Below are 21,685 nucleotides of genomic sequence, written 5' to 3'. Positions count from 1 at the left end.
CAATTACATTTAAAGGAGGGACATGTATGGCCGATATTTTTTGGTGGGTCATATTCCCATATATTACGGTAACAATCATGATTTTAGGTCTCCTTTATCGATATGCATTCCGCCAGCTTACTTGGGCTGCACCTTCAACAAACTTTTTTGAGAAAAAATGGTTACGGATTGGTTCTCCACTTTTTCACTACGGTATCGTTTTAGCGTTTATTGGTCACGTGATGGGGATGGTTATCCCAATGGAATTTTACCAAGGATTAGGAATATCAGATCATCTTTATCATATTGGAGCAATTTGGGGTGGAGGTCTTGCAGGATTAATGGTTGTTGCGGGTCTTATCATTTTGTTAATTCGTAAAATAACAATTGATCCTGTACGAATTAAGGCTGGATTTGCTGATTTCTTTACGGTTCTTGCACTATTGTTTGTTGCTGGAACAGGAACATATATGACAATAATTTTTAATACTACTGTTGTTGCATATGAATACCGTGAGACGATTGGTCCATGGTTCCGTAGTCTTTTTGTGTTCATGCCTAAATATGAATTAATGAGTGGTGTACCATTTATATTTAAGCTTCACGTTTTATCGGCATTTGCATTATTTGCCTCTATTCCGTTCACGAAGCTGGTTCATATATTTAGTTTTCCAATCAGATATCCAGCAAGATCGCCACAACAGTATCGTTCACGTTCGAATTATAGAAGGCAAGGATAATAAATTAGCAAGAATCAGAAGAGAGAAAATTACTTCTGATTCTTATTTCTTTTTTTAAGAAAAATTTAGTCAGTAGTTGATACAAATTGTGGAATTACTTAATTCAGATTATCTTAATTTTGAGCAACTCTCGCCGTCCGGGATCGCTCCGGGCGGATGCGGACCTTAGGGCACGGCCTCAGCCCTCCTCGGAAGAAAAGCCCTTCCTGCGGGGTCTTCGGACTCGTGCTATTCCCGCAGGAGTCACCGCCCTCCACTCACCCGGCCTAGTAAGGTAGTACAATGCTTTTTGACTTTCCGTATTGTAGGAGATAATGGTTAGTAACTTAAACTCAGTGGAGGAAACACACGAAGACTCCTACGGGAGGAAAGGCCTAGGTGAGACTACGTAGTGCGTTAGCACGAAGGAGGCTCATCAGCCGCCCGTGGAAAGCGAAGTGTGTTTCCGGAACGGTGTATTTAGGAAAACTCTGAATTAAAGAAATCAACAATTTATACAATAACCGTCATAGCTGTTGTTAATTATAAAGATTGAAAAGTAATTTAAAAGTGTAAAAACAAAAATCCTGAGCAACGAAACTCAGGATTTTTCTGCATCTGTTATGTCATTAAATACGCCTACATAATATTTAATCTCACCAACATTATTTCTTATAGGACTTATGGTTAATAATTCTTGATAAAGCTCTCCATTTTTTCGCTTATTGGTAATTTCACCTTCCCAGAACCCTTTTTCATCAATGGCATTCCACATCTTCTTATAAAAGTCAGGACCGTGTTTTCCAGAACTTAATAGTTTTGGAGTGTTTCCATGTGCTTCTTCTTTTGTATAACCAGTTATTCGTTCAAAGGCTGGGTTTACGTTTTGAATAATCCTTTTATTATTGGTAACCATGATTCCTTCAGCGGCACCTTCAATAATCTTACCTTCAATATTTACGCGATCTTGATAATACATAAAGATAACAATTACAAAACTCACCAATGCGAATTCGGACATCAACATAAAAGCAATCGCATGATGACCAGTCATATTTGCTACTGCAGTGAGTAATAGTGGTGGGAAAAATCCACCTAAACCACCCATTGCAGAAACAATCCCATTAACAATCCCTGCTTGATTTGAGAAATATAATGGAACTAATTTAAATACAGTACCGTTCCCGATACCAACCGTAATAGCAACGGCTAAAGCTCCAACCGTGTACCAAGCAATATCTGGAGAGAAGGATAGCAATATGCCGGAAAATGCCACACCAAGAAAGACGAACATCAAGATAACAAATGCGTTAAATTTGTCTGCTAACAATCCACCTACTGGTCGTAACAAGGTAGCTATTGCTATAAAAATAGCTGTCCTAATACCTGCATCAACAGGATCTAATCCAAAATTATCTACTAAGAAACTTGGTAAGAACATGGTAAAGGCAACAAATGCTCCGAATGTGATGAAATAAAACAAACAAAGGAACCAAAGCGTTGAGTTTTTATATACACCTTTAATTTGTTCAACCATTGATTTTTTAACTTTTTCTTCTTTTCGGTCACCAAAAAGGAAGATTAATGCTGAGAATACTAATAAAATAATTAAAAAGATACGTATTGCGCCTTGCCATCCGATGGATTCAGCGATAATCGGTGCCCCAAAAGTTGTTATAGCAGTACCTACATTACCAACCCCATATACTCCGTTAATAAATCCATGTTTTTCTTTCGGATAATATTTCGGCAATGAGGTAACCCCAATAGAAAAGGTAGCTCCACCAATACCTAAAATAAGCCCACCAATTACCAAATCAATAAATGAATCTGCAACACTTAGGTAAAAGACTGGAAATAAAAGGATAAGAAAACTAACTAGAAATATAATCCGTGCACCAAATCTGTCTGCATAAAAACCAATTGGAATCCGCATTAACGATCCTAAAATAACAGGAATCGCTGTTACGATGGAAGCCTGACCAGATGTGAGTGGAATATCGACGGTAATATAGGACATGAGTGATGAAATAAGCACCCATACCATAAAACCAACAACTAAACTCGATGTTTGTAATGATAATTGAATACCAGGTTTTTTCATGTAATCTACCTTTCCTTTCAGATACTTCATTTTATTATTTGTTAATGCTTATCAGTTTAAACGGACTACTTTTTTTAAGAAGTGAAAAACATCACAAAACATGTGTCAATTTTTTGAAATAAGTTGATGACATTCCATAAATGATAAATATGACCAAATTTTGACATCGTAATCAGGTGTGATGTTTTTCACATCCACAAAAATCAAGTAATGATTAACTTAACATAAGCGTTAATTAAAGCAACTTTATTTGGAGGGACAACGATGAAAAAGAAACCATCTCCACTTTGGCAACGATTGAATTATTTAAAACCAAAAGAAACCTATGCAGATAATCATAGTGAATTGCAAGAAGGTAACCGTGATTGGGAGAATGTGTATAGAAGAAGGTGGCAACATGACAAAGTAGTTCGTTCTACACATGGGGTGAACTGTACTGGGTCATGTAGTTGGAATATTTACGTAAAAGACGGAATTGTTACGTGGGAAGGACAGGCATTGGATTACCCAAGTACTGGTCCTGATATGCCAGACTTTGAACCACGTGGCTGTCCAAGAGGTGCAAGCTTTTCGTGGTATATATACAGTCCATTACGTGTGAAATATCCTTATATACGAAAAAGACTATTAAATTTATGGCGAGAAGCACTAGCATCGCACGATAGTCCACTTGATGCCTGGAAGAGCATTGTAGAGGATAAAGAAAAAGCAAACTCTTATAAACAAGCACGAGGAAAAGGTGGTCTCGTTCGAGCAGAATGGGATGAAGTTACAAAGCTTATCGCAGCATCAACCCTTTATACGACATTAAAATATGGACCAGATCGTAATGTCGGATTTTCACCAATTCCAGCAATGTCGATGATCAGTTATGCCGCTGGTAGTCGTTTTATGCATTTAATGGGTGGGCAAATGCTTAGCTTTTACGATTGGTATGCAGATTTGCCACCTGCTTCTCCACAAATTTGGGGAGATCAAACAGACGTACCAGAAAGCTCTGACTGGTTTAATTCGAGTTATATTATGACTTGGGGTTCAAATGTACCGATGACGCGTACGCCTGATGCTCACTTTTTAGTTGAAGCAAGATATAAAGGAACAAAAGTTGTTTCTGTCAGTCCAGACTATGCTGAATCAACGAAATTTGCAGATGATTGGTTATCGGTTAGACAAGGTACAGATGGTGCGGTTGCAATGGCAATGGGACATGTCATCTTAAATGAATTTTATGATAAGAATAAGACACCGTTTTTCGAAGACTATGCGCTAGCATACACGGATTTCCCATTCTCTGTCCGGCTGAAGAATGAAAATGGCAGGTTTACAGCAGATCGTTTCCTTCATGCAAAAGATTTGGGGATAGAATCTGACAATAACGAGTGGAAACCTGCAATGTTTAACAAAGCAACGAATGATTTTGCTATTCCTCAGGGTACAATGGGTTCACGCTGGGATAAAGAAGGAAAATGGAATTTACGTTTAATTGATGAGAACACAGGTGAGAAAATTGAACCTACATTAAGTTTTCTTGGGATGGAAGATGAAGTTGTTCTTGTTCATATGCCATATTTCGATGCGCACGAGAAAAGAGTATTAGAGCGTGCGGTACCAGTAAGAAAAGTTGAATTAAATGGTAAAACAGAATACATTGCAACAGTTTATGATCTAATGCTTGCAAACTATGGTATTGATCGTGGATTAGGTGGGGAAGCTGCAAGTTCTTATGATGACATTGCACCATTTTCACCAGCTTGGCAAGAAGAAATAACAGGAGTAGATCGTAACCTTGTTATTAAGATTGCTCGAGAATTTGCCCAGAATGCGATTGATACAAAAGGTCGGTCCATGATCATTATGGGAGCAGGAATTAACCATTGGTACCACTCAGATACCATTTATCGTGCAATTGTAAATCTTGTTTTAATGGTTGGTGCACAAGGAGTCAATGGTGGTGGCTGGGCGCACTATGTTGGCCAAGAAAAACTCCGCCCTGTTGAAGGATGGACAGCTATTCAATCTGCAAAAGACTGGGGTGGCCCTGCAAAATTACAAAATGGGACTTCCTTCTTCTATTTTGCAACCGACCAATGGCGCTACGAGGAAACGCCAATATCAGATCTTACCGCTGCTACCGTAGACAAAGCAAGATATGATCACCCAGGTGATTATAATGTTTTAGCAGCAAGACTTGGATGGCTACCATCATACCCAACATTCAACAAAAACGGGATTGATTTGTACAATGAGGCTGTAGCGGCTGGAAGTGAAACGACCGAAGAAATTGGGAAATATGTTGCGAAACAATTAAAAGAGAAGAAATTACAATTTGCGATTGAAGATCCAGATGATCCAGTAAACTTCCCAAGAACGCTGTTTGTTTGGCGTGCAAATCTAATTTCTAGTTCTGGTAAAGGTCATGAGTATTTCTTAAGACATTTATTAGGTGCCTCCCATGGACTCCTAAACTCTGATGAAGATAGTATCCGTCCAGAAGAAATAAAATGGCATGACAAAGCACCTGAAGGGAAAGTCGATCTCCTTGTAGATCTTGATTTCCGAATGGCTGGTACAGGGCTTTACTCAGATATTATTTTACCTGCTTCTACATGGTATGAAAAACAAGACTTATCAAGTACTGACATGCATCCATTTGTCCATCCGTTTAACTCAGCTATCTCATCACCATGGGAAGCGAAGTCAGATTGGGACATTTTTAAAGCATTAGCAAAGGGTGTATCCGATCTTGCGGAAGAAATTGACTTGGATAAGCAAAAGGAAATAGTTGCGACACCATTAAACCATGATACAACAGGAGAAATGGCACAAGCCTTTGGTGAAATAAAGGACTGGTCAAAAGGGGAATGTGAACCCATTCCAGGGAAAACAATGCCACACATTCATGTTGTTGAAAGAGACTTTAAGCAGATTTATAACAAAATGACTGCACTTGGGCCAAACATTGCGAAAGGTCCGTATGGCATTCACGGTATCAATTGGAATATGGAGAAAGAATACGAACAAGCAAAACGTACATTCGGTGTGATAGATAACGGAAGTATCGCGGATGGGTGTCCAGATATTTCAAATGCAAAGGATGCTTGTGATGCGGTATTAATGCTTTCATCTACAACGAATGGAAAAGTTGCTGTTCGGGCATGGGAAGCATTAGAGAAACAAACAAATATGGAATTAAAAGATTTGGCTACGGAGCGGGAAGAAGAGTTATTTACATTCGAAAATATAACCGCCCAACCGAAAACGGTCATCAGTTCACCAGCATTTAGTGGTTGTGAAAAAGATGGAAGAAGGTATTCACCATTTACGACAAATATTGAGCGAATGGTTCCATTCCGAACAATTACAGGTCGTCAATCCTACTTCCTTGACCATGAAATGATGAAGGAATTCGGGGAATCATTTGCAGTATTTAAACCAATTTTAAATGATAGACCATTTAGGTCAAAACGTCCTGATAAAGAAGGAAAGGAAATAACACTAAATTATTTAACACCACATAATAAATGGTCCATTCACAGTATGTATTTTGATGCGCAACCAATGTTGACACTATTCCGTGGTGGACCAACAATTTGGTTAAACAAAGATGATGCTGCTGAAATTGATGTAGAAGATAACGAATGGATTGAATGTTTTAATCGTAATGGTGTTGTTGTCGCACGAGCAGTTGTATCCCATCGTATTCCTAGAACAATGGCATTCATGCATCACGCACAAGATCGTCACATTCACACACCAGGTACAAAACTAACGAAAAACCGTGGCGGTACGCATAACAGTCCAACTAGGATCCATGTGAAACCAACACATATGATTGGTGGCTATGCACAACTAAGTTATGGATTTAATTATTATGGTCCAACAGGAAACCAACGTGACTTAAACGTAGTTATCCGGAAAATGAAGGAGGTAGATTGGCTTGAAGATTAAAGCACAAGTAGGTATGGTCATGAACCTTGATAAATGTATTGGTTGTCATACTTGTAGTGTAACCTGTAAGAACACCTGGACAAATCGTCCAGGTGCAGAATATATGTATTTTAATAATGTAGAAACAAAGCCAGGAATTGGTTATCCAAAACAATGGGAAGACCAAGAAAAATACAAAGGTGGCTGGGAACTGCATAATGGTGAATTAAGACTGAAATCAGGATCGAAGACGAACAGACTATTAAACTTATTTTATAATCCAGTCCAACCCGAAATGGATGACTATTTTGAACCATGGAATTATGACTATGAAACATTGACAAATAGTCCTGAAAGAAACCATCAACCAGTTGCCCGTGCGAAATCAGCAGTTACTGGTGAATTCATGGATATTGAATGGGGACCAAACTGGGAAGATGATTTAGCAGGAGGGCATATTACAGGGCTTCGTGACCCGAATGTTGTGCAAATGGAAGAATCGATAAAGACCGATTTTGAAGATGTTTTCATGATGTATCTTCCACGTATTTGTGAGCATTGCATAAATGCGCCATGTGTATCGTCATGCCCATCAGGTGCAATGTATAAACGAGAAGAAGATGGAATTGTTCTTGTTGACCAAAATGCATGCCGTGCTTGGAGACAATGTGTAACATCTTGTCCATATAAAAAGGTGTATTTCAACTGGCAAACAAATAAGGCTGAAAAATGTACGATGTGTTATCCAAGAATTGAAAATGGTCAACCAACGATTTGTTCAGAAACTTGTGTTGGAAGAATTCGTTATATTGGAATCATGTTATATGATGCAGATCGTGTGTTAGATGCAGCGTCTGTGGAGGATGAGAAGGATCTTTACGAGGCACAGCTTGGTATTTTCTTAGATCCAAATGATCCAGAAATTATCAAACAAGCAAAAAAAGACGGTATTCCAATGGATTGGATTGAAGCAGCTCAAGCTTCACCACTTTACAAGATGGTCATTGATTGGAAAATTGCTTTACCACTTCATCCTGAATATCGCACGATGCCGATGGTTTGGTATGTACCACCACTAAGCCCAATCATGAACACAATTGAAGGTAAGGGAAGTAATGCGGATGTGGATGATATTTTCCCAGCAATTGATAATATGCGAATTCCAATTGAATACCTTGCAAATCTATTAACAGCTGGAGATACCAGTCATATTCGGACAGTACTTAAAAAAATGGCAGTAATGCGTAGTTATATGCGTGCAGAAACAACTGGAAAGTCTTTTGATACAGATGTTATCACTGATTTAGGCTTAACAGAGGCTGATGTGAAGAAAATGTATCGACTACTTGCCATCGCTAAGTATGAAGATCGTTTCGTTATTCCACATAGTCATAAAGAAGAAGTAGCAGACCTATACGAAGAACAAGGGGCATGTGGACTTGACTTCGCAGGCGGCCCAGGAAGCTGTGGAGTATTGTCTTAAGGTTTTTAATAATATTTGGTCATATTAGATATAAACTTTGGACTTATTAATTCAGATTAGCGTGGCTCTCGCTCACACTTATTAATATTATGTGTTGCCATTCGCTGCGGGGTCTTCGGACACGTGCTATTCCCGCAGGAGTCTACGCATTCTGCCTCCGCTTATGATAGATGTTCTAATTGAATTGAGATTGTAGGACTATGAAATCACGTTTAAGATGGTTGTTTTCTCTGAAAAACTGCATAATTTTAGATTTATAAAAGTAAAGTAATGCTGAATCTTAGTGGAGGAAACACATGAAGACTCCTACGGGAGGACAGGCCTAGGTGAGACTACGGAGTGCGATAGCACGGAGGAGGCTCACCAGCCGCCCTAAGGTGCGCGAAGTGTGTTTCCGGAACGATGTTTTTCGCACGATACTAAATTAAAGAAATCAACAATCTATACAAATTCCAGATCTAATAAAGTTAAAGGAGGTAAAGTATATGAATCAAAGCACTTATCAATTGATTTCCTATCTACTAAGATACCCTAATGAACAAATGGTAGAAGTGCTTCCTGAAATCGAACGGGAACTTGACACCATTGAAAATACTAGGGTTAGAGAAAACTTACAAAAGTTTATTACCGAAACAAGAAACATTTCTTTAGATGAATGGATTAGTCATTATGTTGATCATTTTGATTTTGGAAGACTAACCAATCTTTATGTTACCTATTTAAAACTAGGGGAGCAACGTGAACGTGGTCTAGAATTACTCAAATTGAAAAAGTATTATGAGGCCCATGGTTTTGAAGTAACGGATAAAGAATTACCAGATTACCTACCAGTTATTCTAGAATTTTGTTCAAGTGTTCCAGTAAAAGCAAGTAACGAATTGTTAGAAATGCATGATAAAGCTATAAAAGTAATACAGGAAAAATTAAGTGAAAACAATAGCTATTATCGCTTTTTATTTGATGCTCTTTTTATTCATATGGAGGGTAATGGTTTAACTTTTTCACAAGAAAGGTAGTTGTATAAAAGACCTGGGAGGTAAACAATATGGATCTTTTACTATGGGGGATATTTCCCTATATCGTAGTAACAATTTTTATTGGTGGACTTATTTATCGGTATCAAAAAGATCAATTTGGCTGGACAACAAAATCCAGTGAGTTTTTAGAGAAAAAGCGTCTTAGAATCGGTTCACTATTATTTCATTGGGGAATACTATTTGTGTTTGGTGGGCATGTGCTTGGATTGATTATTCCTGTTCAGTTATATAATGCATTAGGTGTGACTGAGCATATGTACCATATCATTGCGATTAGTTTTGGTATGCCAGCTGGGATTGCCGCATTTCTTGGTATCGTACTATTATGCTACAGAAGATTAAGTGTAAAACGTATAAAAGCTACATCATCAACAAGTGATTGGGTTTCACTTTTCTTTATCATTTTGGCTATTGCAACGGGACTTATTGCAACATCGTTTAATGTTGATTCTAATGGGTTTGATTACCGAACAACGATTGCACCATGGCTCAGGGGATTATTTATTTTTAATGTTCAACCAGAATTAATGGCTTCCGTTCCAATTTGGTTTAAAATCCATATCTATAGTACGTTTGCTTTATACGTTGTTTGGCCATTTACTAGATTGGTACATGCATTTAGCTTCCCAGTTCGCTATTTAAAGCGAAGCTATGTCATATATAAACGAAGAATACCAAGTAAGTCAGTAAAAGAGAGCAGCTATTAATATCCGCTCTCTTTAAATCTTTCACAAGCTTAAAAGGAGCATTATGATGAGCAAATGGTTTTACTTTAATTTTTTCCTTTTCATTCTTGCACTATGGCAGGTTGTCACACATTATTCTTTTCCATGTTTATCAATGCCCGTACTGTTTGGATTAATTGGATTTTTATTTTTCTTATTTAATTGGACAAGAAATGCTGTGTTCTCAACCATTCGAAATGCACCTAGTAGAAATATGAAAATGAAGCTAGCAAATCTTTCTAAAAAAGTCATGCCATTTCATCGTTGGACTGGAACGTGTGCGCTACTATTTATTTTAGTTCATGTTTCACTCATATTTCAGTGGTACGGATTTTCTTTTCAAAATCCGAAAATGATCGCTGGACTTCTTGCTTTCATTAACTTAATTTTAATGGTAGCTACTGGCTGGTTGCGACTTGTGAGACCTACTGGGAAATTACGTAAAATTCATTTGCGATTAGGCATCTCCTTATTTTTATTAATAGCATTGCATCTCCTATTATGAATACAATAATATAACAAGGTTGTGAATCTGATGATAAATAACTTAGAACATGGACAACAATCTCCAATGCTCCTTAGCATTTGTAAAGAAATAAGAACTGCGTTGAAACAAGAAACATATAATAAGTCAAAAGATAGAGTAAATGCGATAGAAAAACAATTAGAAAATAAAGAAGCCTTGTCATCTGAGGTACAATTTTTCATACTAAGTACATTAGCGAAGTATTATAAAAAGGCGAAAAACTATGATAAAGCTGGTAATTATAGTCGGCAAGCAATCCGTTTATCTAAAAATGTACAAATAGAACAGATGGAAACGATTATTGATACCTATTTAGATTATGCTGCATTGGAGATGGAATATGGACAGCTATCTGCTGCTAGAATGGAACTAGCCAAGTTATTAGCATTCTTGGATTCAAAAGAGCATCAGGATCCATATTCATATGGACTAATCTTTCGTAGCCTTGGTAAGGTTTCGCTTAAAGAAGAAAACGTGGAAAGTGGTATAAAACAACTCGATCAAGCACTAGATTATTTTAAAAGAGCAGTACCTGAGACACATCCTGTTATCCAAACAACCATTCAAATCCTCTCCGATGCCCATATTCAAGTAGAAAGTTATGATCATGCAATAGAACTGTATGAGCATATGAGACACATCCATAATTATGAAAACGATAAAGTATCGGAATCTAAAACGTTATTAAAACTAGGGGAAATCTATTTTTATATCGATTTAAAGGAAGCCCGAAAAACCCTTACAAGAGCAATTAAGTTAATGGCTGAAATTTATGAAGGAAATCATTTAGATATTGCCAATGCCATATTAATGTTGGCTGAAATTGATGAAAATATGGGGAATTTCCCTAGAGCGATCAATTATTATAAGCAAGCACTAGACCAGCTAACGTCCTTTTATCATGAAGAGCACTTTATGATTGTTTATGTCTATTCGAAAATTGGTACAATTTCTATTAAGCTATTTAAATTAAGACAGGCGAAGGAGTATTTAGAGAAAGGATTAGCACTTTCTGCTAATTATCCGAAAATTAGACTTCAATTCCTATATGCACTTGGAAAGATTTATTCAGATAAGAAGGAATATGATAAAGCATTTACTGTCTTTAGCCAGTTTTTGGAGATGCTTGAGAAGGATGGACGGACGAAATCCATCGCATATGGTAACACGCTGCAAGCGATAGCATTTAATTATTTGCAACAAGATCATGTTGAAGAAGCATTTGCTTACTATGAACAAGCACTAGGAATCTATGAGAAACTATCAAATTGTATTGAAGAAAAGGGTCTCACATGTATTCGTTTGGCATATTGCTATGAAAATATATTAAAGAAAGATACAAAGAAAGCAGAGAACTATTATGAAAAAGGATTTAAGCTATTAGAGAAGACTCGTAATCAAGATCTCCTAGATGAGGCTTTAGCTGGTATTATTGACTTTTTCATACGGAATCACAATCCTAAGAAAAGAAAAATTTACGAAAATAAGTTTGTGAAACGACAAACAGCAAAACAAAATAATTAACTGAGTGATATTTGTAACAGACTTGCATTATAATAGTAGATATAATGTTAGAAAACGAAGGCTTAACCAAGCCTTAGTTGCACTTATGCAAGTAAGAGAGTTTCACACTTTCTTACCTGCCGAAAATAAGACGAATAAAGGAGAGATGATCCGATTGTCATTCATAACAGATAAATTTGGTCGGCCGATGCATGATCTCCGTATTTCTGTCATTGATCGCTGTAATTTTAGATGTACGTATTGTATGCCGAAAGAAATATTTGGCAGGGATTTTGCATTTATGCCTAGGGAACAATTATTAAGCTTTGAAGAGATTGAACGACTAGCTCGTATTTTTATAGATTTAGGGGTAAAGAAAATAAGATTAACAGGTGGAGAGCCTTTGTTAAGAAGAGATTTACCCGTATTAATTGAAAAATTAACAGCAATTGATGGGTTAGAGGATATTGGACTTACGACAAATGGTTCCTTGCTTGGAAATATGGCTCAGAAATTAAAAGATGCTGGTCTTAAGAGGGTAAATGTTAGTTTAGACGCTCTGGACGATACCTTATTTAAATCGATTAATGATAGCAATGTTGGCCCCGAACGGATTCTTAAAGGGATACAGAAGGCAAAAGAAGTTGGTCTTGAAGTGAAGGTCAATATGGTAGTTAAAAAAGGGATGAATGATGGGGAAATTGTTCCGATGGCAAGATATTTTAAGGAACAAGGAATTTCTTTACGTTATATCGAGTTTATGGATGTTGGACAGTCAAATGGTTGGAACTTCGAAAAAGTAATTACCAAAAAGGAAATCTTTAATCAGTTGAAGCAGCAGTTTGAATTAGAACCTCTTGATGCAGCATATATCGGGGAAGTTGCAAAGCGCTACCGCTACAAAGGAACCGATGCGGAAGTCGGTTTCATTACATCTGTTTCTGAATCCTTTTGTTCTACTTGTACAAGAGCGCGTATTGCAGCTGACGGAAAAATGTATACTTGTTTATTTGCCACTAATGGATTTGATTTTAGAGAACTTTTACGTTCAGGGAAGAGCAATGAAGAAATAAAAGCAGCAATAACGGATGTATGGAATAATCGCGGAGATCGTTATTCTGATGAGCGAACCGAAGAAACAGCTAGAAATAAGAAGAAGATTGAAATGTCTTATATCGGTGGTTAGTAAACAGTTTAAGTAGGGAAAGGAATAGTAGTATGGTAGATAGATATTCTCGACAAATGCTATTTAAGCCAATTGGTGAAGACGGTCAGTTGAAAATTTTAAACAAACACGTGCTAATTCTTGGCTGTGGAGCACTTGGTTCAGCTAATGCTGAAAATCTAGCACGAGCAGGTGTAGGAAAACTAACACTCATTGACCGTGATTACGTGGAATTAAGTAATTTACAAAGACAACAATTGTATACAGAAAAAGATGTCCATGAGCAGGTACCAAAAGCGATTGCTGCAAAGAAAAGGCTACTGGAAATTAACAGAGAAGTTAATATTGATGCATACGTTTTAGATGCGACACCGATTTCACTCGTCCCTTTATTAAACGATATCGATATTGTTATCGATGCTACCGATAATTTTGATACGCGTTTAATGATGAATGACCTGTTACAAAAATACCAAATTCCTTGGATTTTTGGGTCATGTGTAGGGAGCACTGGGATGAGCTATACGATACTACCAAAGGAAACACCTTGCCTCGGGTGTTTACTCGATCGAGCACCGATGTCAGGAGCTACCTGTGACTCAGTAGGAATTATTTCTCCAGCAGTCCAAATGGTTGTTGCTCATCAGACAACAGAGGCATTAAAACTATTAGTAGAAGATAAAGATTCACTTCGGACAAATCTTGTTACGTTTGATTTATGGAATAATTATTATCATACGATGAATGTTGAGCGTGCAAAGAAAGAGAATTGCCCAACATGCGGAGAAAACCCGAGTTTCCCACACTTTAGCGGAGAAGTTAGCACAAAGTCAGAAGTGTTGTGCGGGAGGAATACCGTCCAGATTCGAACAGGACGAAAAGTTAATTTGCAAGAACTAGCAAATAGACTTCAATATGTTGCTCCTATCAATATAAATGACTTTTTATTGTCGCTTGAATATGAGTCTTATCGTCTCGTTTTCTTTCATGATGGAAGAACCTTGATTCACGGTACGAATTCTATTGAAAAGGCAAAAACAATCTATTATCAATTAGCAGGATAAGGGTGAAAAATTGTGGTGGAAAGACGTAAACCAATTAAGGTAAGTGAAGCAATTGAACGGGTCATGCAGTATGCAAAGGAAGGGGACGTGAGCTATGTCCCGATTGAAAGATGTTATGGTCAGTTTTTAGGAGAAGATTTAATAGCTGATCATCATGTTCCTCCATTTGATAGATCTCCATATGATGGTTTTGCGATAAGGTCAGCGGATACCGTATCCGCAACACGTGCCAATCCACTTGCATTTGAAGTTGTCGGAGAAATTGGTGCGGGAAGTACGTTTCAAGGGACAGTAGACAGTATGCAGGCCGTTCGTATCATGACAGGTGCACAAATTCCAGAGGATTGTGATGCGGTTGTTATGTTTGAATTAGTGAAGGAAATCATGAATGAAGGAACAGCTTACATAGAGTTGAAACGTAAAATAAATGCTGGGGACAATATCTCCTTTACTGGAGAAGATACGAGAAAAGGTACTGTACTAGTAAAAAAAGGGACTTATATAAACCCAGGAGTTGTTGCGTTGCTCGCCACATTTGGCTACAAGGAAGTCCCAATCAGCGTAAAACCAAAAATCGGTATTATTGCTACTGGAAGTGAATTATTGGAACTAGATGAGCCGTTACAACCTGGGAAAATAAGGAATAGTAATGCATATATGATTTATTCACAAATTATTCGAGCAGGTGGAGAGCCAGTTTATCTTGGCCAATTTAGTGATGAGTTGGAAACGTGTTACAATCAGGTGAAGGATGCACTCGATAAAGTTGACTTCCTCATTACAACTGGAGGAGTTTCAGTAGGGGACTATGATTACTTACCAGCAATCTACGAAAAATTAGGTGCTCATGTTTTATTTAATAAAATTGGTATGAGACCTGGTAGTGTAACGACTGTAGCAGAATTGGATGGAAAGCTTTTATATGGTTTGTCAGGAAATCCTTCTGCATGTTATGTAGGGTTTGAACTATATACACGACCAGTCATCCGGACTTTTTTACATTCCTACCATGCCTATTTGAAAAAAGAGATTGCTATACTTGGAGCTGACTTTCCAAAGCCAAATCCATTTGACAGGTTTGTTAGAGGACACTTGACTTATCAGAATGGTAGAATGGTTGCAACGCCTGTAGGATTGGATAAATCTAATGTAGTATCATCTTTGGCTGAGGCTGACATTTTGATTGTACTTCCAGGTGGTACAAGAGGCTTTGAACAAGGAATGGAAGTTTCCGTTATATTACTCGAAGACCAAGAAGGTACAACATTAATAGAATTTAATAAACCTAATGTAAATATTAGAAGGAGTCGTCCGAAGCATGGCTGATTTATTATATGAAATTGTAAATGAACCGATTCAAGTAGAGTCACTCGTTAAGAAAGTTTCCGTAAGAGAAGCGGGTGCGATTACAACGTTTATTGGTACGGTTAGAGAGTGGACAAAGGGAAAACGAACCATTTATTTAGAATATCAGGCATATATTCCGATGGCGGTGAAGATGCTCGCACAGATTGGGAAAGAGATAGAAGAAAAGTGGACTAACACAAAGGTAGCTATTACGCACCGAATTGGTCGATTAGATATATCAGATATAGCTGTCGTAATTGCTGTTTCTTCTCCGCATCGGAAGGCTGCATATGAAGCGAATGAATATGCCATCGAACGGATCAAACAGATTGTCCCAATTTGGAAGAAGGAACATTGGGAAGACGGGGAAACATGGATTGGTGATCAATTGGAAAAGTTCCCATACAAAGATGGAAAACCAATTTTAAAGGATGTTGAGCTATGATAAAAATTCTATTATTTGCTGATTTGCAAGAAAAAGTAGGGAAGCCTGAGTTAGAATTGAAGTTGGAACAAATTACTGTAGAAGAATTAAAGAGCGAATTACAAAAAATTTATCCCTTAATAAATCTTGAAAGTGTAATGACAGCAGTGAACGAGGAGTATGCAATGGCAGATGATGCGATTAAGTCTGGAGATACCGTTGCATTTATTCCACCAGTGAGTGGTGGATAAGCGAGTGAAATAATGGATATTGTACAAATTGTTGGTTATAAAAATAGCGGAAAAACAACATTAGCAACGCGTGTCATCGAGGAACTCATTTCTAAGGGGAACCGCGTTGCCTCTCTAAAACATCACGGACATGGTGGTGTTCCACTTGGAATGAAGGATACCGATAGTGAAAAGCACAGCCGAGCAGGTGCACTCATTGCTGGAGTAGAAGGAGAAGGTGTTCTGCAATTATCACAACAGGAACCCTGGAATTTGGAACAGATGATTCCAATTTACGAAATGATGAGCATTGATATATTAGTAATTGAAGGCTTTAAGAATAAAGGATTTAATAAAATCGTATTAATCAACAAGGTAGAAGAGCTTCCCTTATTAGAAAGCGTAACAAATATAAAAGCTGTGATTTCATCCGTTTCATTAATTAATAAATCGATCAATTATCCAGTTTTTAAAAGACATGAAGTGGAGAAATTTTGTGAGTGGTTGGTACACATACATTTAAAAAAATAAGCTGGAACATAACTAAAACCTTCCGCCCATAGACGCACGATTAAAGGATAGCAAACTTAGAATGTTAACGATCTATAGCTAAATAAATAGATTGTATAGATTGTTGATTAACTGAATTCAGTATAGTGCTAAGCACGTCGTTCCGGCAATACACTTCGCTTTCCGTGGGCGGCTGGTGAGCCTACTCCGTGCTAACGCACTACTTAGTCTCACCTAGGCCTATCCTCCCACAGGAGTCTACGTGTATTGCCTCCACTAGGATTGTTCACTACTGAAGTACAACCTGGAAATTTGCTGTTAAATCCTACCATGATTTCTGTTGAAGCAGAGAGCTTTATTATCTTTTTTAGATGAGAGCAATTTTATAAAACGTATTTCTATGGGCTACAACTATACATTAACCAAAAAAATCTTTACCAGCGTAGGCAGAATACGTAGACTCCTACGGGAACAGCACGTGTCCGAAGACCCCGCAGGAAGGGCTTTTCTTCCGAGGAGGCTGAGGCCGTGCCCGTGGAAAGCGAAGTATTCTGCTGGAGCGGAGTAAGCACATCACATTAATAAGTGTGAGCGAGAGCAAAGTTATTCTGAATTAAATAAGCCAACACTTTACATCAAATCCAAAGTAATTTAAATTATAATGGAAGATTTTGTAGTATCGTTCGGCTTTTTCTATAGTAAATTACGCTGGTCTTAGCTTCTAGTTAATATTACATACTTCAATGGGACAATTCTCACAACCAATTTCATCACGTAAATACCCGATGTCTTTTATGAAAATTCTTCCTGTCTTATCGATAGTGATAATGTCCAGCTTTCTTAATTGAACAAGTATTCTGTTGACACTCTCCCGTGTGGCAGCACAAAAATTTGCTAGTTCTTGGTTCGTTAACGTTAAATCAATTAAAATACCATTTTCTTGTGTAATGCCGTAACTATTTGATAAACGAATAAGTGTAGAGTACACTGCACCTTTTTTTCCATTAAGTAATAAGTCTCTGATTTTCGTTTGGAATTTCCGCATATGGTTACTCGTCCATTTCATAAATTCGAAGGTAAGTACACTATTGGTCATTAGTTCCTTTTCTAGTTTATTCTTATTAATAACAAATATTTCTCCTGATTCTAAAACTTTTGCACTTAAAAGATACTTTGGATGATCGCTGAATAATGTTAGTTCGCCTATGATATCGTTATTTTTACAGACTCTGAGTATCATCTCTTTTCCATCAGCAGTAAGTTTGGAAATTTGCACAAGCCCTTGTTTTATAATGTAGATTTCTTCCGCTGCTGCACCTTCATGAAATACAAAAGTGTCCTTTTCGATGCTTTTCACAGTACTAATCGAGTCTAATAAAGCACGTAATTCTTTTGAAATCGGTTTGTCTGTCGTTCGAGAATTTAATAATAAACTTGTTTGCATATCATCACTCCTTATGAATGCAAATTTTTATTCTTATAATCTATTCTAACATTGTTCATGATGATTTCGTAATGTCTTTGGTTACGATATTGTGAAATTTGTTCAAACTTTAATATGCGGAAGGAGGCTAATTATGGGAAAAAGGTATGTCGGCGTGGTACTTGCTGGTGGACAATCTCGGAGGTTTGGCACAGCAAAGGCAATAGCCAAAAAAAATAATAAAGCTTTCTACAAGTATTCTATTGATGCATTAGCGCCAATTGTGGATTGTTTGTTGGTTGTGACAAATTCCAATTTAGAACATATATTTGATAAGGAAAAAACGAAGATCATCCATGACACGAAAAAATACCAAGGGCAAGGACCATTGGCTGGAATTTTCACTGCGATGGAGAAATATCCAGCTGAATGGTACATTGCCGTTCCTATTGATGTTCCATTTGTAGAAACATGGGTATATGAACATTTAATCTCTCAGATAGAACATGGTGTGGACGCAATTATTCCTATCGTAGCAGGAAAGAGACAGCCACTCATTGCTATTTATCATTCCTCTACCCGAAATTTGATAGAAAAAGGACTTAATAAAGGGGAAAGGTCTGTACAGAAGTTACTAGAAAAGTGTACCATTAAGTATGTTCCTTTTGATGAAGAGGGACCTTTTATCAATATCAATGATGTTATCGATTATCAACAATATATTGAAGGTTAATAATCATGGGGGTGAGGTATTTGTTGAAGGAGCATCGTAAAATATCAACGATGAAAGTAAACTGTGCTGTTATAACGGTAAGTGATACAAGAAATAGAGAAACAGATAAAAGTGGAAAACGTATCATAGATTTATTGAAGGATTCTAGTCATCAAATAAATATGTACGATATTACAACAGATGACAAGAGGGAAATCCAACAATCGATTGAAGCTATCATTGAAAGGGATGACGTTGATGCTGTTATTGTCAATGGGGGTACAGGTATAGCATACAGAGATGTAACTATCGAATCTGTCCAGCCATTATTTGATAAGGAATTGCCGGGATTTGGTGAGTTATTTCGGCATTTAAGTTATCAGTATGATATTGGTACGGCTAGTATTCTTTCACGGGCAACATGTGGAATAGCAAACCATCGTGTCATTTTCTGCCTACCAGGTTCGACCAGCGCAGTAACATTAGCAATGGAAAAGATCATACTACCTGAGATTGGTCATATGGTCATGGAATTAAAAAAAGATTTACATAATTAAAGGGTGAAAATTGGTGAGAATATTATATATCATACTCATGATGATTCCTGTTTTTATTGCTGGATGTTCTGAAGCATCTAATGCAAGCGATGACTCAACAGAAATATTAATCTCCTCTGCTTCGAGTTTAACAGAGAGTCTACTTGAGATTAAAGATGAATTTGAAAAACACAATGAGTCGGTTACTGTAACGTTTAATTTTGGTGGATCAGGTTCTTTAAGAAAACAGATTGAACAAGGTGCCCCGGCCGATTTATTTTTTTCTGCATCCAAGAAGGATTATGAACTTTTAGTGGAGGAAGGGATGGTACTCGAAGGTTCAGCTATTCTAGAGAATGAATTAGTACTTATTAAATCAAAACAAACGGACATCGATTCGCTAGATGATTTTTTATTACGTGATGGAGAATTAGCAGTTGGAACACCAGAAGCAGTACCAGCAGGCACGTATGCAAAGGAAGTGTTGGAGAACTTAGGGGTATGGAATCAACTCCAAGATAGAATGGTTCTTACGAAAGATGTTACACAAGTATTAACGTATGTAAGAGAAGGAGCAGCAGACATTGGGTTTGTTTATGCAAGTGACATAGTCGGTGTTGAAGATATTGATTCCTTGGAGAAAATAGATACTAGTCTTCACGCTCCTATTGAATACTATGCTGCTATTATAAATAAAGAAACAGAAGGAAGGCCAGATGCTATAGAAGACTTTTATCAATTTCTTCATAGTGATCTAGCAATAGAGATTTTTGAGAAGAATGGCTTTCAGGTGAGTAGGTGAAGTAACAATGCAATGGTCATGGCATCCAGTCCAGTTATCGTTTTATGTTGCAACAATTGCTACAATCATTACATTCTTATTTGCGATTATTGCAGCCTTTTTGCTGGTGGGGAAACAATTTAAAGGGAAAACAATCATTGAAACAATCTTTTTCTTGCCCCTTGTCTTACCGCCAACTGTTATCGGGTTTATGTTAATTATTATTTTTGGGAAAAACAGCTTTGTCGGACAAGCTATTGAGCAGTTTTCAGGAAGTAGTATTTTATTTACTTCTACAGCAGCTATAATTGCAGCGATTGTTGTTGCCTTTCCATTAATGTACCAGTCCATAAAGACAGGTTTCCTATCTGTTGACAATAATATTGTTGGTGCAGCAAAGGTTGATGGCGCAACGAATTGGATGGTATTGTTAGCAATTACCATTCCATTATCCATGCGTGCGATATTAACTGGAGTAATTCTAGGATTTGCTCGAGGATTTGGTGAGTTTGGGGCAACTTTAATGGTTGCAGGTAACATACCTGGTCGTACGCAAACAATCCCAACGGCAATTTATCTTGCCATTGAAACGGGACAGAATAAGATCGCATGGACTTATGTATTAATAAGCATCGCTTTTTCATTCGTATTGTTGCTAGTTATAAATCGAACAAAAAGAGATATTTGATTGGTCGATGACCTTAAATACTAATCGACAAGAAAAGAAATCGGTTTATACCCAACCGATTTCTTATCCTCTCTTATAGTCACCGCTTTTTCCGCCACTTTTTTCAAGTAGATAGGTTTGTCCGATGATCATTCCTTTGTCAACTGCTTTACACATATCATACACCGTTAACGCTGTAATTGAAGCAGCGGTTAATGCCTCCATCTCAACCCCTGTACTCCCCACGGTTTTTACTTCTGCATCAATTAACAATTCATACATATCGTTATCAACCTCTTCCCAATCAAACTTTACATCTACTCCACTTATTGGTATGGGGTGGCACATTGGAATTAAACCTGAAGTTTGTTTGGACGCCATAATCCCTGCAACTTGTGCTACCGCTAGTACGTCTCCTTTCTTATTTTTATTTTGAACAATATTCTCATACACTTGTTTATTCATTTGAATACTTGAATGGGCAATAGCTCTCCGTGCTGTTTCCTTCTTTTCCGTTATATCTACCATTTTTGCTCTTGCTTGTTCATTAAAATGTGTGAAATCTGCCATGAACTACACCAAACCTTCCTCATTATATTCATAATATCTTTTCTATTCTACTAAGTAAGTTTATCTGATGCATGCTATAAATTCAATCATAGAAGCCCGTTATAGACAGCAAGATAAATACTATTTTCACTATTTGTAATGTAATAAATATGAAAAATAAAATAAATCTAAATATAGTTATTTTTCTGTTATCTGTGACGAATATCACTAGATAAGGAGGATTATTTCGATATCATGAAATAGGGTTTATAAG

The 21,685-nt window shown here is 37.2% G+C and carries 20 protein-coding genes; 17 read left to right on the top strand and 3 right to left on the bottom strand.

Annotated elements, in window-relative coordinates; translation table 11 throughout:
* Positions 1-26: 26 nt before the first annotated feature.
* Positions 27-719 carry a respiratory nitrate reductase subunit gamma gene (gene narI / locus D8M05_RS04065; protein WP_121128907.1) on the top strand — a complete coding sequence of 231 codons (693 nt, stop codon included), beginning with the start codon at positions 27-29 and terminating at the stop codon, positions 717-719.
* Positions 720-1,299: 580 nt separating this feature from the next.
* Here the strand turns inward: narI (D8M05_RS04065) and D8M05_RS04060 are convergent.
* The gene (locus D8M05_RS04060; RefSeq protein ID WP_121128905.1) at positions 1,300-2,802 is read right to left on the bottom strand and encodes a nitrate/nitrite transporter; all 1,503 of its coding nucleotides are present in this window, start codon (positions 2,800-2,802) and stop codon (positions 1,300-1,302) included.
* Between the two features lie 264 nt (positions 2,803-3,066).
* Here D8M05_RS04060 and D8M05_RS04055 point away from each other — a divergent pair, with 264 nt between their 5' ends.
* The 12 genes from D8M05_RS04055 to mobB all read left to right on the top strand — a co-directional run bounded on the left by D8M05_RS04055 (position 3,067) and on the right by mobB (position 16,764).
* Entirely contained in the window at positions 3,067-6,750 is a 3,684-nt protein-coding gene (locus tag D8M05_RS04055) for a nitrate reductase subunit alpha (RefSeq protein WP_121128903.1), read from the top strand.
* Positions 6,740-8,212 carry a nitrate reductase subunit beta gene (gene narH / locus D8M05_RS04050; protein WP_121128901.1) on the top strand — a complete coding sequence of 491 codons (1,473 nt, stop codon included), beginning with the start codon at positions 6,740-6,742 and terminating at the stop codon, positions 8,210-8,212. Before D8M05_RS04055 ends, narH begins: the two co-directional genes overlap by 11 nt.
* Before the next feature lie 485 nt (positions 8,213-8,697).
* Entirely contained in the window at positions 8,698-9,228 is a 531-nt protein-coding gene (gene narJ, locus D8M05_RS04045; protein WP_121128899.1) for a nitrate reductase molybdenum cofactor assembly chaperone, read from the top strand.
* Between the two features lie 29 nt (positions 9,229-9,257).
* The gene (gene narI, locus D8M05_RS04040; RefSeq protein ID WP_121128897.1) at positions 9,258-9,956 is read left to right on the top strand and encodes a respiratory nitrate reductase subunit gamma; all 699 of its coding nucleotides are present in this window, start codon (positions 9,258-9,260) and stop codon (positions 9,954-9,956) included.
* A 46-nt stretch (positions 9,957-10,002) separates the two neighbouring features.
* Positions 10,003-10,479 carry a hypothetical protein gene (locus tag D8M05_RS04035; RefSeq protein ID WP_121128895.1) on the top strand — a complete coding sequence of 159 codons (477 nt, stop codon included), beginning with the start codon at positions 10,003-10,005 and terminating at the stop codon, positions 10,477-10,479.
* A gap of 30 nt (positions 10,480-10,509) precedes the next feature.
* Entirely contained in the window at positions 10,510-12,024 is a 1,515-nt protein-coding gene (locus tag D8M05_RS04030; protein WP_121128893.1) for a tetratricopeptide repeat protein, read from the top strand.
* A 145-nt stretch (positions 12,025-12,169) separates the two neighbouring features.
* Positions 12,170-13,189, top strand: coding sequence for a GTP 3',8-cyclase MoaA (gene moaA, locus D8M05_RS04025; RefSeq protein ID WP_121128891.1), 1,020 nt, complete (start codon positions 12,170-12,172; stop codon positions 13,187-13,189).
* Positions 13,190-13,221: 32 nt separating this feature from the next.
* Positions 13,222-14,232, top strand: coding sequence for a MoeB/ThiF family adenylyltransferase (locus D8M05_RS04020; RefSeq protein ID WP_121128889.1), 1,011 nt, complete (start codon positions 13,222-13,224; stop codon positions 14,230-14,232).
* Between the two features lie 15 nt (positions 14,233-14,247).
* Positions 14,248-15,558, top strand: a complete 1,311-nt coding sequence (locus tag D8M05_RS04015; RefSeq protein WP_281271893.1) for a molybdopterin molybdotransferase MoeA — start codon at positions 14,248-14,250, stop codon at positions 15,556-15,558.
* Positions 15,551-16,024 (top strand): molybdenum cofactor biosynthesis protein MoaE, encoded by a 474-nt coding sequence (locus tag D8M05_RS04010; RefSeq protein ID WP_121128885.1) that lies wholly within the window; start codon positions 15,551-15,553, stop codon positions 16,022-16,024. The genes D8M05_RS04015 and D8M05_RS04010 overlap by 8 nt, the downstream gene beginning before the upstream one ends.
* On the top strand, positions 16,021-16,254 hold the full coding sequence (moaD, locus tag D8M05_RS04005) for a molybdopterin converting factor subunit 1 (RefSeq protein ID WP_121128883.1): 234 nt from the start codon (positions 16,021-16,023) through the stop codon (positions 16,252-16,254). The genes D8M05_RS04010 and moaD overlap by 4 nt, the downstream gene beginning before the upstream one ends.
* Positions 16,255-16,266: 12 nt before the next feature.
* Complete coding sequence (gene mobB, locus D8M05_RS04000) at positions 16,267-16,764, top strand: molybdopterin-guanine dinucleotide biosynthesis protein B (RefSeq protein WP_121128881.1); 498 nt, start codon at positions 16,267-16,269, stop codon at positions 16,762-16,764.
* Positions 16,765-17,464: 700 nt separating this feature from the next.
* On the opposite strand, the gene D8M05_RS03995 is transcribed toward mobB, so the two are convergent.
* Positions 17,465-18,187, bottom strand: coding sequence for a Crp/Fnr family transcriptional regulator (locus D8M05_RS03995; protein ID WP_121128879.1), 723 nt, complete (start codon positions 18,185-18,187; stop codon positions 17,465-17,467).
* A gap of 133 nt (positions 18,188-18,320) precedes the next feature.
* Here D8M05_RS03995 and mobA point away from each other — a divergent pair, with 133 nt between their 5' ends.
* From mobA to modB, 4 genes are read left to right on the top strand one after another with little or no spacing between them, the layout of a single operon-like run.
* A complete protein-coding gene (gene mobA / locus D8M05_RS03990) occupies positions 18,321-18,899 on the top strand; it encodes a molybdenum cofactor guanylyltransferase (RefSeq protein WP_121128877.1) in 579 nt (192 codons plus the stop codon).
* A 50-nt stretch (positions 18,900-18,949) separates the two neighbouring features.
* Entirely contained in the window at positions 18,950-19,435 is a 486-nt protein-coding gene (locus tag D8M05_RS03985) for a MogA/MoaB family molybdenum cofactor biosynthesis protein (protein ID WP_245985190.1), read from the top strand.
* A gap of 13 nt (positions 19,436-19,448) precedes the next feature.
* Positions 19,449-20,216, top strand: a complete 768-nt coding sequence (modA, locus tag D8M05_RS03980) for a molybdate ABC transporter substrate-binding protein (RefSeq protein ID WP_121128873.1) — start codon at positions 19,449-19,451, stop codon at positions 20,214-20,216.
* 7 nt (positions 20,217-20,223) lie between these two features.
* Entirely contained in the window at positions 20,224-20,883 is a 660-nt protein-coding gene (gene modB / locus D8M05_RS03975; RefSeq protein WP_121128871.1) for a molybdate ABC transporter permease subunit, read from the top strand.
* Positions 20,884-20,946: 63 nt separating this feature from the next.
* Here the strand turns inward: modB and moaC are convergent, their stop codons facing one another.
* On the bottom strand, positions 20,947-21,432 hold the full coding sequence (gene moaC / locus D8M05_RS03970) for a cyclic pyranopterin monophosphate synthase MoaC (protein WP_121128869.1): 486 nt from the start codon (positions 21,430-21,432) through the stop codon (positions 20,947-20,949).
* Positions 21,433-21,685 lie beyond the last annotated feature (253 nt).

The sequence above is a fragment of the Oceanobacillus bengalensis genome, assembly GCF_003628445.1.
GTDB lineage: Bacteria > Bacillota > Bacilli > Bacillales > Amphibacillaceae > Oceanobacillus > Oceanobacillus bengalensis.
This window is presented reverse-complemented; position numbering and strand designations above follow the sequence as displayed.